A 13,535-nucleotide genomic window follows, 5' to 3' on the forward strand; every position below is an offset into this window, starting at 1 on the left:
AAATCGTTCAGACCGCTAGATAGCGCCGCACCGTTTCGCGGCTATCCAGCATCTGGGGCGTCAGTTCGGCCGTGATGCGGCCTTTGTCCATGACGTAGCAGCGCTGCGCCATGGCCCGGATCATGTCGATGTTCTGTTCAACAAAGGCGATGGCGACGCCGGTCGTTCGATTGAGTTCGACGGCGATGCGCGCAATATCCTGCACGATGGACGGCTGGATGCCTTCCGACGGCTCGTCGAGCAGGATCAGCGACGGGCGCCCGACCAGCACCCGGCCGATCGCCAATTGCTGCTGCTGCCCCCCGGAAAGCGTTCCCGCCCGCTGATTGCGGCGTTCCGCGAGGATCGGGAAGTACTGGTAGATCTCGTCGTAGATCGCCGGGTCCACTTTTGCGCCCGGCGCGATCGACGCGCCGACCTTCAAATTCTCCTCCACCGTCATGCGCGGGAAGACATCGCGGCCCTGCGGCACGTAGCCGATGCCGAGGCGCGCACGCTTGTGCGCCGGCAGCTTCCGGATATCCGTATCCCCAAAGGTGATGCCGCCCTTGAAGCTCGGCAGCAAGCCGATCAGGCTCTTCATCAGCGTCGACTTGCCGACGCCGTTGCGGCCGATGACGGCGACGATCTCGCCTTTGCCGATCGCAAAATCGACACCCTGCAGCACGGGCTTGCCGCCATATCCGGCCCAGAGGCTGTCGGTCTTCAGAAGAATGTCAGTCATGGTGGCCCTCGCCGAGATAGATCGCCGCGACGCGCTCATCGGCAACGATGTCGTCAATCGTGCCCTGGGCGAAGATCCGGCCGAAATGTAGGACCGTGACGCGCTGCGCGATCTGCCTAACGAACGCCATGTCGTGCTCTACGGCCAGAACCGTCACGCCATCGGCATTCAACCTTTGCACCATCTCGCCTGTCGCGAAGGTCTCGTCCGGCGTCATGCCGGCGGTCGGTTCGTCGAGCAGCAGAAGCTTCGGCTTGAGGCTGATCGCCATGCCGATTTCGAGCCACTGCTTCTGGCCATGGCTGAGATTGCCGGCAAGTTGATCCGCAGCGTCGGTCAGGTTGAGGAACTCGAGCAGACGATCGATTTCCTCACCGAGCGAATGGCCTTCGAGATGGTGTTGCAGCGCGATTTCCAGATTCTGGCGCACCTTCAGCGCCTTGAAGATGCCTGGCACCTGGAACTTGACGCTGATGCCCTTGCGGATGCGCTGAAACGGCTTGGCCGTCGTGATGTCGGTGCCGTCGTAATGGATCGTGCCGCTGGAGGGCAGATGCTCGCCGAGGATGAGGCGGAAGAGCGTGCTCTTGCCGGCCCCGTTCGGGCCGATAAGGCAATGGATCTCGCCCGCCTGCAGATCGAAGTTCACGTCGTTGGTGACATGCAGCCCGCCGAAATGCTTGTTGAGACCGCTGGTCCGGAGAAGCGCCATCAGACCGACTCCCCTTTCTGAGACCGCGCCCTCAGTCGCGCCGGCAGCTTTGCGATGGCGGCGATGATGCCTTCCGGCGCGACGAGCACCGTTGCGACCAGGAGCGCGCCCATGACGATCAACGCATACTGGCTGCCATAAATGGTCAGCGCCTGGAAGCCGCCGAGCACCACGAGTGTGCCGACGAGCGTCGCCGTCAGGTCGGAGCGACCACCGACGGCCACCCAGACGATGGGAAGTGCTGCCGCCGTGATGCTCATGCTGGAGGGCGTAATGTACTGCCCCCACGCCGTATAGAGCACGCCGGACAGGCCGGCGAGCATGGCGCCGATGACGAAGGCGCCGAGCTGGTATTTGCGGATGTCATAACCGAGCATCTCCGCCCTCTCGGGATTTTCGCGGATGGCCACGAGCACGTTGCCAAAGCGCGAATTCACCAGCATGCGCAGGCCGAGATAGACAAGAACGACTAGACCCAGCACCACGTAGTAAAGCGCGATGTCCGGATAGAGCACGATGTCGCCGGAGGGCCATGGAATGGTGAGCGGGGGCATGCCGCTCATGCCGTTATAGCCGTTGAGCCTCGCCGAGCCGATCGCCCATTGCGGGCCGGCCGTCTGGGCCATGAACCGCTCGAAGACAAGCGTGATGGAGAGCGTTACGATCCCCAGGAAAACGCCGGTGATGCGGCCGAAGAACAGGAAATAACCGATGAGCGCAGCCAGCGCACCGGCAACTAGCATCGCAAGCAGAAGGGCGACGAGCGTGAAGCCGTATTCAACGCCGATGTTGATGGTCAGTACGCCGTAGGTGTAGCCCGCCAGTCCGAAGAATGCCGTCTGCCCGAAGGAGAGAGCGCCGCCATAACCCCAGATCAGGCTAAGCCCCATTGCCATGAACGTCCAGGTGAAGAAGTAGACGGTGTTGCCGACGGTGTACCCGTCGGAGAAGAGCGGATAGGCGGATGCCAGGGCGACCACGACCAGGAAGCCTGCCCAGAAGCCCGGCCCTCGCCCCATCGTCTGGGGGCCTTCCAGCCGGCTGAATGCGGCGGCAAGGCGCGAGCGCCGCCGGGGTTGCACGTCATTGAGCGTCATCAGGCACGTTCCTTGAGAATGAAGCCGGAGATGCCGCGCGGCAGCAGCCGGATGACCAGGATGACTGCAACGAGAAGCGCGATCTGTCCGAAGAGTTGGCCTTGCCACGACGTCATGCCCGCCTTCACGACGGCAAGGACGACGGCGGCCGGGGCTGTACCGAGGAAGACATCCGCGCCACCGACGACTACCGTGACGAAGGCTTCGACGATGAAGGTCGCCCCCATGGTGGGCACCATCGTCATGGTCGGCGCGTAGAGCCCGCCGGTGAGGCCCGCGAGCGCCGCGCCGAGACCGAAGGTCAGCGCGTAGACATGACGGGTGTTGACACCGAGGCCTTCCGCCATGTGCGGCACCTGGATGGTCGCGCGGGCGAGGATGCCGAAGCGCGTCTTGTTAAACAGCAGATAAAGACCGCCGAGCACGGCAAGGGCCGCGAAAATGAGGACGATGCGGTAGGTCGAGAAGGACAGATTGCCGACGACGAACGAACCGAGCGGCGTTCCGACGCCCTGCATGGTGGATCCCAGCACGATGAGCGTGCCCTGCGTCGCGATCAGGCTGACGCCCCAGGTGGCCACGATCGTGTCGAGCGGACGGCCGTAGAGGTGGCGGATCACCAGGCGCTCCAGCGCCATGCCGATGATGCCTGCCACGAGCGACCCCAGAAGAATGGAAAGCGGCAAGGGTATGCCCGCGCGTGTCGCCATCACGGTCACATAGGCGCCGCACATGATGAACTCGCCATGGGCGAGATTGATGACGCCCATCATGCCGAAGATGATGGCGAGCCCGCAGGCCGACAGCACCAGAAAGGCGAAGGCGTCGCCGAACTGGTAGAAGGCGGCGAAGATTGAAGTGAAAAATTCCATGAACTGACACGTCCCAAACGGCCTGGAGGCAGGTCGCGGCCCGGCGATGGGATGCCGGGCCGCTTTTCAAGCGATCAGTTCGCGGCAGTCGGAGGGCTCGACGGCGTGTACTGCTCGCTCGGGTCGCTGACCGTCAGGTCGCAACCGGCATCGCCAAGCCAGTAGGGCTTGATGTCTTCCCACACGGTCGGGAAGGAGATCGAGTGATCCTCCTCGACCTTGGCCAGATAGATCGTGTGGGACATGTGCTGGCTCTTCGGGTCGATGCAGACATTGCCGGACGGACCGTCGAAGCAGACATCGCCTTCAGCGATCACAGAGCGCAGTTCTTCGCGATCGGTCGAGCCTTCGGCGCGTTCCACCATCTGCTTGTAGAGATTGAGCGCGATGTAGGAGTTGGCCGCTTCCTGGTTGATGTAGGGCTCATCCGGGAACTTGGCGCGGAAGCGCTCGAGGAAGTCCGCGCTTGCGGGTGTGTCGACTTCTTCGATGTAGTTCGTCGTCACGAACATGTTGGCGAGCGACGGCGGCGTGAAGCGCTTGTGCTCATAGCCCTGGCCCACGTTGACCGACGATGCCATCGGCAGGCCGAGATTGGCCGAAGCAGCCTGTTCGTAATAGGAGGCCTGCGCGGTGCCAACGAGCAGCGTCACGACGAAGTCCGGCTGAGCCGCCTGGATGTTCTGGATGGTCTGCGAGAACTGCGAGACGCCGAGCGGAATGAACTCTTCGCCTGCCATCGTGCCGCCGTTCTCGGCGACGATGTTGCGGACCCATTCGGCCGAGATCTGACCGAAATTGTAGTCGGCGGCGATCGTGTAGACGTTCGGGCCGAATTCTTCCATCATCCACGGAATGAGCGTCGAGAACTGCTGCTCGGGCACTGCGCCTGTGACCACCATGTTCGCGTCGCAGACACCGCCCTCATACTGGTTGTTGTAGAAGGCGAAGCCGTCGAACTGGTTGACGATCGGCCGGTAGGCCTCGCGCGAAGCGGACGAGAAGCCGGCGAAGACCACATCGACTTGGTCGCGCTGCAGCACGCGGCGCATGAATTCCTGGTAACGCGTGTTGTCGGACTGCGTGTCGTAGATGACCAGTTCGATCGGGCGGCCGGCAATGCCGCCGGCCTCGTTGATCCCTTCGGCGGCAAGTTCGATCGCGTGCACCTTGACCATCGTCGCGGCGGCAAAATCGCCCGACTGATCCTCGAGCACGCCGACCTTGATCGGCTCGCCTTCCTGGGCCAGCGCCGCGGTGGGCAAATGCCCTGAAATCAAGGCGAGCGAACCCGCCGCCGCGAATGCGACGTTTTTCATTCTTCCGTTCATTTACAGTCTCCTCTTGGGGTTTACGTCGCGATCTCGCGCCTTCTGTCGGGGCTTGAATCGCGCGGGTTCACCATCGCCCGCATCCGGACGAAGTGTTCGCAGAAGTCTTCCACGCTCACGCGGTTGCGCATGCTCATCCGGCGAAGCCGCGCGTAGGCTTCGTCGTCGTCCACATTGTCGGACCGCATGATTTCGATGACCGCCTTGATGACGTAACGGCGCTGGCGCCGCCGCGTTTCGTGCGTTTCCAGGCACTGTTCGAGCGTCTGCTTGCGGTTGAACGCGTTTACGCCGAGCACCAGTGCGGAATAGACCGTCGCGCCATGGACAGGCTTGCGAAGATAGGCGCTGGCGCCCATCTGCACGAGTTGCCGCAGGCGGCTGGGCGCCTCGACGCCGATGAGGCCAACCACCGGCACGATCGGGTTTTCGCCAACCGTGGTGACGGGAATATCGAGCGGGCTGTCGAGATCGCCGTCGACGAAGAGAATGTCTCGTCCTGCTTCGAGCGTCTCCGCGCCGAGGCTGGCCTTGTCGCCCTCCAGCACCGCATAGGAGACCGACAGGCCGAGCTTCATCAAAGTGCGTTCGAGCATGTCGAGCGCGCGGGCATCGCGCGATACGATGATCGCCCGGCATTGACTGAAATTCTGCACGAAGCGGGGAGCGGTCATGGCACAATCCTCAAATGCGGCCTCAGATTGGGCCTTTGGGTGGGCCTTGCGGATCGTCCTTGAGGTGAAACAGCGGGAGCTTGCTGCAGGGGCTGCGACGCGCGCACCATGTAGGGGTCAGGCCGAACGGCCGCGCGCGCTTCGGCAACGATGTCGAAGGCGCCGTCGGCTCGCGACCGGCCGAGGCGTGGCGTGAGGAAGGCGTGGTGGGTCTCGCGGTCGATCGCGACCCGGCCCTGTGGCGCCTGCATGGCGAGACCTGCGACGGCGGCATAGACATCGCCACACGCCTCCGATCCGGCAATCGCAAGCGCCTTGGCGAGCAAATGGGTTGCGATATAGGCCGCCTCGCCTTCAGCAGAGATCGCCGGCCCTTGTGGGAACCGAGCGCGATAATTTTCGACGAAGCGCGTGTTTTCCGCGCTTTCAAGCGTGGCGAAATAGACGCTGGAGCTTAGATGGCCGTCACGGCAGTCGACGGCGATTTCCGACAGGTCGGGTTCGGAGAGATTGCAGCTGGCGACCGGGTAGCGGGCGACCTGGTCGATGCCGCGCTCGACGCAGGCACGGCGGAATTTCTCGAAGAACGCGTAGGCCGAGCCGCCGATCAATGTGTTGAACACGAAGTCCGGCTCGCTTTCGAAGATCATGTCGATCACCTGGTCGACATCGCATTCGCCGACAGCCAGATAGCGCTCCGCAATCGTTACGCCGCCCTTGGCGTGGATGCAGTCGCGCAGGATGCGGTTGCTTTCCCAGGCCCAGATGTAGTTCGAACCGACGCAGAACGCCCGGGCGCCGTGATTGTCGATCAGATAGTCCACCAGCGGCGACATATGGTGATTGGGTGCAGCACCGGTGTAGACGACGTTGGTCGAGCTCTCGAAGCCTTCGTAATGGGTCGGATACCAGAGCAGCGCATCGTGCTTCTCGACGAGCGGTATGACCTCCTTGCGGCTCGACGAGGTGTAGCAGCCGACGATATGGCGCATCCCTTCATCGATCATCGCCTGGGCCGCGTCCGCATAGGCTGCCGGCTGCCCGGCTGGATCGCGGTGCACAGGCTCGAGCCTGATGGCGCCGTCGGCATTCACTTCGGCGCAGGCGAGCAATGCGCCGTTCAGCATGGAGCGTCCGACGGTGCCATAGGTACCGGTCGTCGAAACGAGTATGCCAATCGGGTATGTCGGAACCGTCATTCGCAATCCCAAAACAAAAATAGCCCGCCAGCACATGTGCTGCGGGCGGCATCGCCATTATCCTGATGTGAAAGCTTTGGCGCAAAATTGAGCATCCTTGCTCTGCGCCTAATATTCAGCTTCTCGCAACATCGTGATCTTGTCAAGCAACCCTTGGGTAAGATTTGCAGCGAAAATGCGCGCCAGGCGACACTTGCTTCCATGGGCGATTTCGCGGACATTACCCGGATTGCGGCTGCGACTTGCATCCGTCATCGGCCCAACGCTGTGCCGTCCGCACCAGAGCCCGCGCTTCGCGTCGGCGCTCTCGATGCAGGAACCGAACCATCAAAATCAGAACATTTTCAGAGGGAGATCATCATGGATCTGGGCTTGAAGGGACTGCGCGCCATCGTCACCGGCGGCACCAAGGGCATTGGCAGGGCAATCGCCGAAACACTGGCAGCCGAAGGTGCCGACGTCGCAATCTGCGCGCGCAGCGCCGGCGACATCGATCCGACGGTTCAGGCGTTGAAAGCAAAGGGCGTTCGCGCGACAGGGTCGGCTGTCGACGTGTCGGACGGCCCTGCGCTTCGGGATTTCGTCGCTTCCGTCGCCTCAGAGTTGGGCGGCATCGATATCGTCATCGCCAATGTGAGCGCGCTCTCCATCGGGCCGGATGAGGAAAGCTGGCGCAAGTCGTTCGAGACGGACATGCTCGGTACAGTCAATCTGGTCGATGCGGCAATGCCGTATCTCGAGCAGAGCGGCAAGGCATCGATCATCACGATTTCGAGTGTCTCGGGCCGCGAGATCGACTTTGCCGCTGGCCCCTACGGCACAATGAAAGCGGCGATCATCCACTATACGCAGGGGCTCGCCTATCAGCTCGCCGGCAAGATGATCCGCGCCAATTCGGTATCGCCCGGCAACACCTATTTCGAAGGCGGTATCTGGCAGCAGATCGAGACCGGCAATCCAGAGTTGTTCAAGACCGCGCTCGGCCTGAACCCGACAGGGCGGATGGCGACGGCGCAGGAAATCGCGAACGGCACCGTGTTCCTCGCCAGCCCCGCCGCGAGCTTCATCACCGGAACCAATCTGGTTATCGATGGGGCACTGACGCGCGGCGTCCAGTTCTAAGCCCACAGATCGCCGCGAATTGACTTCAACGAAATACGCCTTCTGAGGCCTACGAGACGGCGCGTTCGTGAAGAGCGCGCCGCTTCTCGTTGTTGAGGCTCCCTACCCCGCCCCGTGGCACCGCAGGCATTCGTGTACCCCGCATACGCGCAAAAGTGGTGGGCGAGCTTTGCTGGAACCGTTTGAAGCCCTTCGTGTTGCTCACCCACCCCGACACGAAGGACGGCCCGTCTGTGATTGCTTGCCGGCTGGTCGATACAATGGAGACTTCATGAACGACCGCACGATCAAAACCGTCAATCCGCTCACGGGCCAGGAAATCGACAGCTACACCTACATGACGGACCATGAGATGACTTCAGCGCTCGAAGCCTGTCATGCAGCATTCGACCAATGGCGCCTGCGGCCGCTGCCCGATCGCGCCAAGATCATCTCGGCCATTGCCGACCGGCTGGAGCAGTCGACCGACGCGCTCGCTCAGTTGATGACCGACGAGACCGGCAAGTTGCTGAAGGACAGCCGCGACGAGGTGGCGCTTTGCGCTGCGATCTGCCGCTGGACGGCAAAAAAGGGTCCGGAAGCGCTGGCCGACGAGGAACGCGCGCTCAACGACGGGCGTCGCGGTGTGGTCAACTACAGCCCGATCGGCGTCATCTACGGAATCCAGCCCTGGAACTTTCCGGCCTACCAGGTCGTGCGGTATGCGATCGCAAACCTCATGGCCGGCAATGGCGTGCTGCTCAAGCATGCCGAAATCTGCACCGGCTCAGGCCTGATGCTGCGCGACATTTTCGAAGAAGCCGGCCTGCCGAAGGGGCTCTTCACCGTCATGATCATCGACCATGACCAGTCCAACACCTTGATCGAACACAAGCTGGTTCGGGGCGTGACACTGACCGGCAGCGAGAAGGCCGGACGCGCGGTCGCCGAAAAGGCCGGCAGCGAACTAAAAAAAACCGTGCTCGAGCTGGGCTCGAACGATGCCTATGTGGTTCTTTCCGATGCCGATCTCGAACTCGCCGTAGAGACCTGCGTTCAGGGCCGCATCTACAACAACGGGCAGACCTGCGTGAACGCAAAGCGCTTCGTCGTCGTCGATGCAATCCACGATGCGTTCGTCGAACGTTACGTCGAGAAGATGAAGGGCATCGATCTCGGCGATCCGAACGAGAAAGCGACGGGTCTCGGGCCCATGTCGCGCGAAGATTTGCGCGATGAACTGCACGAACAGGTCAAGAAGAGCATCGACAATGGCGCGCGCTGTCTCACCGGCGGCGAAGTGCCCGAGCGTGACGGCTTCTTCTATCCCGCGACGGTTCTCGTCGATGTCGCGCCCGGCCAGCCCGCCTATGACGACGAGCTGTTCGGACCGGTGGCCTCGATCATCCGCGCCAAGGATGATGAGGACGCGATGCGCATCGCCAATGACAGCCGTTATGGCCTAGGCGGCGGCATCTTCTCCAAGGATGAGGCTCGTGCGCTCGACCTCGCCCGCGATCACTTCGACACGGGCATGGTGTTCATCAACAACTTCAACGTCGCGACGCCGGAGATGCCCTTCGGTGGCGTCAAGGCCTCCGGCTATGGCCGCGAGCACGGCGGCTTTGGCATGAAGGAATTCGTGAACATCAAGGCGATCACGCTGCCTGCGAAGGCAGCCTGATACGACGTTCCAACCCTGCGGGGCCGGCGACTGAGCCGGCCCTGCCTAATCTTCTGCGGAGCAAGTCCGTTTCGCGATCGATCAAACCGTCCGCGACGTCTTGATGCCCAGAAGGCTGTAGAGTGGGCATGTGCCGACCAGCGCCGTCACCGCAAAGATCGTCGCGATGGCGATCGTCACCCAGTACACTCCTCCGTCACCCAAAGACTGAGACACAAGGGCTGCATAGAAGAGCGCGGCTGCGACGATGAGGCGCAGCGTGCGGTCGATCATTCCCATATTGGTCGTCATGTCGGTCTCCCGTTTCAGCTGTTCGAAAGACAAGTCTGACACGACGCCTTTCTGCGAATGATGCGTCAAATCAATTCCGCTCATGGGAATCTAGGTCTGCTTCAGGCCTGCCTCTCCATCACGAAATCAAAAGTCGATCGCCAGTCGGTGTCGCCCGGCACCCCGTTCTCGATGGCTGCAATGAGTGATGCCTTGACGCCAAAGACGGCGTCTGAAGTCAGCCATTCGTCCCCATCGACAAAGGTGTGGGTCACGATCGTCTCGTATCCGGGTGCACTCACGATGAAGTGCATGTGGGCCGGGCGGTTGGGGTGGCGGCCAAGTGCCTTCAGCATCTGGCCGACTGGTCCGTCGTCGGGGATCGGATAGGAGACTGGGCGAATGCCGCGAAAGCTGTATGTGCCTTCCGCACCCGTCACGAAGATGCCACGGTTGTTCCACTTTGGCTGGATATCGGGCTGCTGGACGTCGTAATAGCCCTCGGCATTGTCAGACCAGACATCGATCGTTGCACCTTCGATGGGATTGCCATCGAGATCGACGACCCTGCCTTCGAACAGGCAGGTCTCGCCCTTGCCATCGAGACAGATATTGGCGCCCATGTCATGACGCGGCGCATCGGGAACATGGAACGGGCCAAGCACGGTGTTTTCCGTCGCGCCCGACGGGCGGCGATGGTTGATCGCGTCGACCAGCATGGAGACGCCCAGCACGTCGCTCAGCAGTATGAATTCCTGCCGGTTGCCGTCGCACATCTGGCCGGTCCGCGTCAGGAAGTCGATCGCTGCCGCCCATTCGCCCTGGCTCAATTCCACGTCCTTGGCAAAGGCGTGGAGGTGCTTGACGAGCGAGGTCATCACGGTCGCCAGGCGTGGATCGATGTCCGCTGCCATGCGCGTGTTGACGACCTCGACCGAACGGGCTTCGGTGAAATAGTCTATACCGGTTTCTTCGCTCATCGAAGTCACTCCGCTGCCTGGCGCACCGCGATGCTGTTTCGATCGAGGATGGTCGACAGCACCCGCGTCAGTTCGCCGGCCGGATCGGCGACCATCTCCTCGGCCCGCCAGGCGACGTGGTGGTCTGGCCGCACGAGCACGCAGCCACTGTCGCCCACTTCACGGGCACGCGCCCACTCGCCTTCATGGTCGACGAAAGCCCGGCGCGGGCCGATGACGACTGTTGCGATGTCGATGCCAAGCGCCTTGCCGGCCTTGGCCGCTGCATCGGCCCAACCTTCGCCGGAAATGCCGGTGAGGATCGTGAAGCGGCCCTTGCCGGTCAGATCGAGCGTCGAGTGCTTGCGGCCGGCCTGGTCGTAGATCCAGCAGTGTGGGATGCGGGCACCCGGCCAGGTGGTCGGCTGATAATGAAGTTCGGAATCGAGCTCGAAGGCCGGCTCCATCTGGCCTTCCGTCACCGCCGCGCTCGATTTGTACCGCTGGTTCATCTCCACGCCGTGCGCATCGAACTCGTACTTCTTGAAGGCGATCGCCTGGCGGATCGCTTCGCGCTGCCGCTCGGCCTGGGGTGTCGCGTCGCAGCGCGCATCCATCGAGGCCTGGATCTTCTCCACATCGGTGCCGCCGGTCATGCCGAGCGCCTCGAAGATCGGGCCGAACTCGCCGATCGACTGGTTGGCGCGCGTCACGATCTGCTTGGCAATCGGGGCCCGCTCGACGGAAAACGTCTCGAGCAGACCGGGGCCGGCCTGGCCTTTCACCACGGCGGCGAGCTTCCAGGCGAGGTTGAACCCGTCCTGGATCGAGGTGTTGGAGCCGAGCCCGTTCGATGGCGGATGGCGGTGGGCGGCATCGCCCATGATGAAGACGCGGCCCTTCTGCATAAGGGTTGCGTACATGTTGTTGACGGTCCAGGTGTTGGCCGAGAGAAGCTCGATCTCGAGCTCCGGGTCGCCGACCAGCTGGCGCGCCACGCCGGTTGCGAACGCGTCATCGACGACGGGCGCCGGCTGGCTGATGTCATAGCCCCAGACGATCAGCCATTCGTTCCACGGCCGCACCATGCGCACGAGGCCCATGCCGATGCCGCCGACGTCGGCGCCCGGCTGCATGACCCAGTAGAGCACCGACGGGCGATGCGCGACATACCGCGAAAGATCGGCGCGGAAGAGGATGTTCATCGATCCGCCGACGCCCATCTGGCCCTCGAAGGGCAGGCCGGCATGCTCGGCGACGCGCGAATTGCCGCCATCGGCGCCGACGAGATATTTAGAGCGGATGGTGATTTCCCTGCCCGTCAGCCGGTCGAGGCAGGTGGTCGTCACGCCGTCGGCATCCTGCTCGTGGCGCAGATATTCCGTCGACATGCGCGGCTGCGTGCCGCGCGAGCAGGCCGTCTTGAAGAGGATAGGCTCCATGTAGGTCTGCGGCAGGTCGTTCATCATGCAGGGCGAGGACAGCTGGTGCTCGGCGCGCGAGAGCGGGTGGTTGCCCCAGCTCTTCATGCGGCCGATCTCCTCGCCGGCAAGGCTTTCGCAGAAGATGTTCTCGCCCATCAGTTCCTGCTCGGTGCAGTGCAGATAGGCCTCCGCCTCGACCTCACGGCCCAGATCGCGCAGCACTTCCATCGTGCGCTGGTTGGTGATGTGGGCGCGCGGCGTGTTGGCGAGCCAGCGATAGCGGTTCACCACCATGTTCTCGACGCCGTAGGTCGAGAGCAGCGCCGCGGTCGCCGAGCCGGCCGGGCCGGTTCCGATGACGAGCACGTCGGTCTTGATGTCAGCCATGTCTATTCCTCCCTGGAGGCAGATGGTTGCTTGAATGCGTCGCCGACGACGAGGCGCCGGCGGATGGGAAAGAGCTGCAAGCCGGTGCGATCACTGATCAGGCCCCATAGGCCGCGGGGCGCAAACAGCATCACGACGATGCCGATGGTGCCGAGCGCGATCAGGTACCAGGTGCCGTACTGGGCAAGCATCGACTGGAGCAGGAAGAAGACGATGACGCCGATGATCGGGCCCTCGATCGTGCCGATGCCGCCGATAACGACGATGAAGATGACGTAGGCCGTCCAGTCATTGACCGAAAACGCGGCGTCCGGCGAAATACGCGCCTTCTGCAGGTAGATCAGCGCGCCGGTGAGGCCCGTGCCGAAGGCGGCTGCCAGGAACACGAACCACTTAATCGGCGCGGCATCGACACCGACGGAGCGCGCCGCTTCGGAATTGTCGCGGATGGCGGCGAGCGCGAGGCCGCGCTTGGTGCGGAGCAGCCAGTAGATGCCACCGATGGCGGCGATCGCGAGGGTGAGCGCCAGCCAATAGGCGAGGATGTCGCGCGCCGCCGGCTCGCGCACGTCGAAGAGCGTGGCGATCGCGCCGGTGAAGGGGATCGCCGAGGTTGCCTCGCGTGGCAAAGACGTACCGGTGCCACCGCCGACGGCACGCCATTGCGCGACCAGAAGCCGGACGACTTCGGCCAGCACCCAGGTGCCGATCGCGAAATAGGCTCCGTTCAGGCGGAAGGCGAAAAAGGCGAACGGCACGGCGAGCACGAGCGCCGCAATGCCGCCGATCAGGATGGCCGTCAGCGGATCGACCGCGCCGAGAATGACGGAGCCGAAAAGCGCATAGGCGCCGATGCCGACGAAGGCCTGCTGGCCGATCGAGACCAGCCCGCCATAGCCGGCGAGCAGGTTCCAGAACTGCGCGAGCGTCAGCATGGTCAGGATGAAGAACAGTTCCTGCACAAGACGGCGCGAGGCAAAGGCTGGAAGCACGATGGCGACGGCAACGATCAGCACCGCGACGACGAGAGCGATGGTGGAAGCGCGGGTGCGGGTTTCGACTGTATAGGCCCGGATTGCGTGCATGGTCATGGCGCGGCTC

Annotated in this window: 13 protein-coding genes; 2 read left to right on the forward strand and 11 right to left on the reverse strand. The window is 62.9% G+C overall.

The features are described from left to right. Positions 1-7: 7 nt before the first annotated feature. The 7 genes from PU133_RS17105 to PU133_RS17135 form a co-directional block, all read right to left on the reverse strand. Positions 8-724 carry an ABC transporter ATP-binding protein gene (locus PU133_RS17105; protein WP_404862662.1) on the reverse strand — a complete coding sequence of 239 codons (717 nt, stop codon included), beginning with the start codon at positions 722-724 and terminating at the stop codon, positions 8-10. Further along, positions 717-1,436 carry an ABC transporter ATP-binding protein gene (locus PU133_RS17110; protein WP_404862663.1) on the reverse strand — a complete coding sequence of 240 codons (720 nt, stop codon included), beginning with the start codon at positions 1,434-1,436 and terminating at the stop codon, positions 717-719. Before PU133_RS17110 ends, PU133_RS17105 begins: the two co-directional genes overlap by 8 nt. Then, on the reverse strand, positions 1,436-2,533 hold the full coding sequence (locus tag PU133_RS17115) for an ABC transporter permease subunit (protein WP_404862664.1): 1,098 nt from the start codon (positions 2,531-2,533) through the stop codon (positions 1,436-1,438). The genes PU133_RS17110 and PU133_RS17115 overlap by 1 nt, the downstream gene beginning before the upstream one ends. Further along, positions 2,533-3,405 (reverse strand): ABC transporter permease subunit, encoded by an 873-nt coding sequence (locus PU133_RS17120; RefSeq protein WP_404862665.1) that lies wholly within the window; start codon positions 3,403-3,405, stop codon positions 2,533-2,535. The genes PU133_RS17115 and PU133_RS17120 overlap by 1 nt, the downstream gene beginning before the upstream one ends. A gap of 74 nt (positions 3,406-3,479) precedes the next feature. Next, the gene (locus PU133_RS17125; protein ID WP_404862666.1) at positions 3,480-4,724 is read right to left on the reverse strand and encodes an urea ABC transporter substrate-binding protein; all 1,245 of its coding nucleotides are present in this window, start codon (positions 4,722-4,724) and stop codon (positions 3,480-3,482) included. Positions 4,725-4,756: 32 nt separating this feature from the next. Continuing rightward, on the reverse strand, positions 4,757-5,410 hold the full coding sequence (locus PU133_RS17130; RefSeq protein WP_404862667.1) for an ANTAR domain-containing response regulator: 654 nt from the start codon (positions 5,408-5,410) through the stop codon (positions 4,757-4,759). Further along, a complete protein-coding gene (locus PU133_RS17135; RefSeq protein ID WP_404862668.1) occupies positions 5,407-6,609 on the reverse strand; it encodes a transporter substrate-binding domain-containing protein in 1,203 nt (400 codons plus the stop codon). The genes PU133_RS17130 and PU133_RS17135 overlap by 4 nt, the downstream gene beginning before the upstream one ends. Positions 6,610-6,969: 360 nt before the next feature. Between PU133_RS17135 and PU133_RS17140 the strand changes: the two genes are divergently transcribed. After that, positions 6,970-7,731, forward strand: coding sequence for an SDR family NAD(P)-dependent oxidoreductase (locus PU133_RS17140; RefSeq protein ID WP_404864576.1), 762 nt, complete (start codon positions 6,970-6,972; stop codon positions 7,729-7,731). A 271-nt stretch (positions 7,732-8,002) separates the two neighbouring features. Continuing rightward, positions 8,003-9,394: an NAD-dependent succinate-semialdehyde dehydrogenase gene (locus tag PU133_RS17145; RefSeq protein WP_404862669.1), complete on the forward strand. Its 1,392-nt coding sequence runs from the start codon at positions 8,003-8,005 to the stop codon at positions 9,392-9,394. 81 nt (positions 9,395-9,475) lie between these two features. Here the strand turns inward: PU133_RS17145 and PU133_RS17150 are convergent, their stop codons facing one another. From PU133_RS17150 to PU133_RS17165, 4 genes are all read right to left on the reverse strand, one after another. Then, positions 9,476-9,685 (reverse strand): DUF2892 domain-containing protein, encoded by a 210-nt coding sequence (locus tag PU133_RS17150; RefSeq protein ID WP_404862670.1) that lies wholly within the window; start codon positions 9,683-9,685, stop codon positions 9,476-9,478. A 101-nt stretch (positions 9,686-9,786) separates the two neighbouring features. Continuing rightward, positions 9,787-10,644, reverse strand: coding sequence for an intradiol ring-cleavage dioxygenase (locus PU133_RS17155; RefSeq protein WP_404862671.1), 858 nt, complete (start codon positions 10,642-10,644; stop codon positions 9,787-9,789). Between the two features lie 5 nt (positions 10,645-10,649). Then, positions 10,650-12,434: an FAD-dependent oxidoreductase gene (locus tag PU133_RS17160; RefSeq protein ID WP_404862672.1), complete on the reverse strand. Its 1,785-nt coding sequence runs from the start codon at positions 12,432-12,434 to the stop codon at positions 10,650-10,652. A gap of 2 nt (positions 12,435-12,436) precedes the next feature. Further along, the gene (locus PU133_RS17165) at positions 12,437-13,525 is read right to left on the reverse strand and encodes a branched-chain amino acid ABC transporter permease (protein WP_404862673.1); all 1,089 of its coding nucleotides are present in this window, start codon (positions 13,523-13,525) and stop codon (positions 12,437-12,439) included. Positions 13,526-13,535: the final 10 nt, after the last annotated feature.

The organism is Georhizobium sp. MAB10 (genome assembly GCF_045012825.1).
GTDB lineage: Bacteria > Pseudomonadota > Alphaproteobacteria > Rhizobiales > Rhizobiaceae > Georhizobium > Georhizobium profundi.